This window comes from Pseudomonas sp. PA-4-8C, from assembly GCF_021606625.1.
GTDB lineage: Bacteria > Pseudomonadota > Gammaproteobacteria > Pseudomonadales > Pseudomonadaceae > Aquipseudomonas > Aquipseudomonas lactis.
The window spans coordinates 1-2283 of record NZ_WKCD01000463.1; the positions used below are offsets into that span (position 1 = coordinate 1).

The 2283-nt window shown below is 45.9% G+C and carries 2 protein-coding genes and 1 pseudogene; all 3 read left to right on the forward strand.

Annotated features, from left to right (window positions below):
* Positions 1–786 (forward strand): UDP-glucose 4-epimerase GalE (gene galE, locus GIW04_RS29935; RefSeq protein ID WP_236479553.1); only part of this gene is annotated, 786 nt, incomplete at its 5' end.
* Between the two features lie 18 nt (positions 787–804).
* Positions 805–1758, forward strand: a complete 954-nt coding sequence (locus GIW04_RS29940) for an NAD-dependent epimerase/dehydratase family protein (protein WP_120247698.1) — start codon at positions 805–807, stop codon at positions 1756–1758.
* A 52-nt stretch (positions 1759–1810) separates the two neighbouring features.
* Positions 1811–2283: pseudogene (locus GIW04_RS29945) on the forward strand (glycosyl transferase); the annotation flags it as partial.

The following is a 2283-nucleotide window of genomic DNA, read 5'->3' on the forward strand; positions in this document are numbered from 1 at the left end:
CATATTGATTCAGTGATACATTTAGCTGGACTGAAGGCCGTAGGTGATTCTGTAGTAGACCCTCTTAGTTATTATGAAAATAACGTGGTAGGCACTCTCGCATTATGTGATGTCATGCAAGAGTTTGGATGTAGATCCATGGTATTCAGCTCATCCGCGACTGTGTATGGAGATCCTGCCACTGTACCTATTGATGAAACGTTTCCACTAAAAGCAACTAATCCTTATGGCCGTACGAAGATTATGGTAGAGGAAATATTGCGAGACTTATTTGTAGCAGATAGCTGGAAAATAGCGTTATTACGCTATTTTAATCCAGTGGGTGCTCATTCCAGTGGCTTAATAGGTGAAAATCCAGCTGGAACGCCCAATAACTTGATGCCTTATCTTGCACAAGTTGCTGTTGGCAGACGAGATATGCTTTCTATCTTTGGCGGCGACTATCCAACGCTTGATGGAACGGGAGTCAGAGATTACATCCATGTTGTCGATCTTGCCAAAGGTCATGTGAAGGCGCTTCAGGCTCTTGATGAACCGAAAGTCTTGACGGTCAATCTTGGCACAGGTGTGGGATACTCGGTTTTGCAGCTCATACATGCGTTTGAGTCTGCATCCGGTAAGACGATACCTTACGAAATAACAGCTCGGCGCCCCGGTGACATTGCGGTGTGCTACACAGATCCGACCGAGGCCCAGCGGTTATTAGGATGGAGTGCGGTGTTAGGAGTGGACGATATGTGCAGAGATGTCTGGAGATGGCAATCGCGCAACCCTGACGGCTATTAACGACTTGAGTGTTGTTTAATGAATAAAATTTTGATAACTGGGGCTTCAGGATTTGTAGGGAGTGCCCTTGCTCAAAGACTCTTACTTGATCCCTCACTTGAGCTCGTATTGGCTGTACGAAATGCAGGGCAGGTGGAGACTGATCAAGCAAAAGTCATAGCTATCGGAGATATTAATAGGCACACGCGTTGGGGAGAGGCTCTGGAAGGCGTTGACGTTATTGTTCATGCTGCGGCCCGTGCTCATGTTCTCAACGATGGTAGTGGGAATCCGGTTGCTGAGTTCAGAAAAACTAATGTTGAGGGAACCCTAGCGCTGGCTCAACAAGCCGCCGAGGCTGGCATTAGACGTTTTGTTTTTATTAGTTCAATTGGCGTGAATGGTGCTGAAACAGGAGATCTGCCGTTCAATGAGTCGTCACCGTCTGCTCCTCACGCAGATTATGCATTTTCAAAATTGGAGGGGGAGAACGCACTAAAGAAACTCTTGGCTGATTATGACATGGAGTTGGTCATCATCCGTCCTCCGCTAGTGTACTCGGCGTCCGCACCGGGTAACTTCAACCGTTTGCTAAAGTTGATTTCCGCGAAAGCTCCATTGCCTTTTTGGGGCGTGAAAAATAAACGCAGTTTAATTGCGCTAGAAAATTTAATAGATTTTATATATGTTTGCCTAAGTCATCCTGCGGCAGCTAACGAACTCTTTCTCATATCCGATCGAGAGGATGTTTCGATAGAGTTTATTTTAAGAAAATTGGCTGAAGGCATGAACCAGAAGATTATTCTTTTCTACTTTCCATCTTGGTTAATTGCCTTGGTGTTGACAGCGGTTGGAAGAAAATCGGTGTATTCACAGCTCTATGGCTCACTCGTTATCGATTCCTCCAAGGCAACTGACTTGCTGGGCTGGCGACCTGTATTGAGTACGGGAGAAGCACTTAAAGCCAGTGGGCGACTGTTCAAAAAGATGTAGGTCTTTTTGGGGTGTCCTGTTTATTTTCTGTGATTTTCGGAATTTTATTCAAATGATATCTTGGCTTTTACTACTTGGTGTTATGTTGCTCTCTTTAATTCTAACCGGTGCTCTGCGACGGTATGCGTTGGCGAAGAGCTTAATGGACATCCCTAACGCCCGCAGTTCTCATTCTGTCCCTACTCCCAGAGGGGGAGGGGTGGCGATCGTTGTTAGTTTTTTGTCAGTTTTACCTATTTTAGGTGCTGCTGGAGTTATAGATTGGGATTTGGTATGGGCATTATCAGCTACGGGAGCCGGTATCGCTATTCTCGGGTTTCTGGATGATCATGGACATATTGCTGCTCGCTGGAGGCTGATTGGTCATTTCGCAGGCGCTGCTTGGGCATTGTTCTGGATTAATGGGCTGGCTCCGATATCTATTTTCGGGGTTTCCTTGGATTTAAGCTGGGGGGGGTATTTCTTCGCCGCGCTGTATCTTGTATGGATGCTAAATCTCTATAATTTCATGGATGGAATTGATGG

What these genes read in the sequence shown, in the direction of transcription:
- GIW04_RS29940 (WP_120247698.1), top strand. Translation starts at nt 805, where the DNA reads ATGAATAAAATTTTGATAACTGGGGCTTCAGGATTTGTAGGGAGTGCC.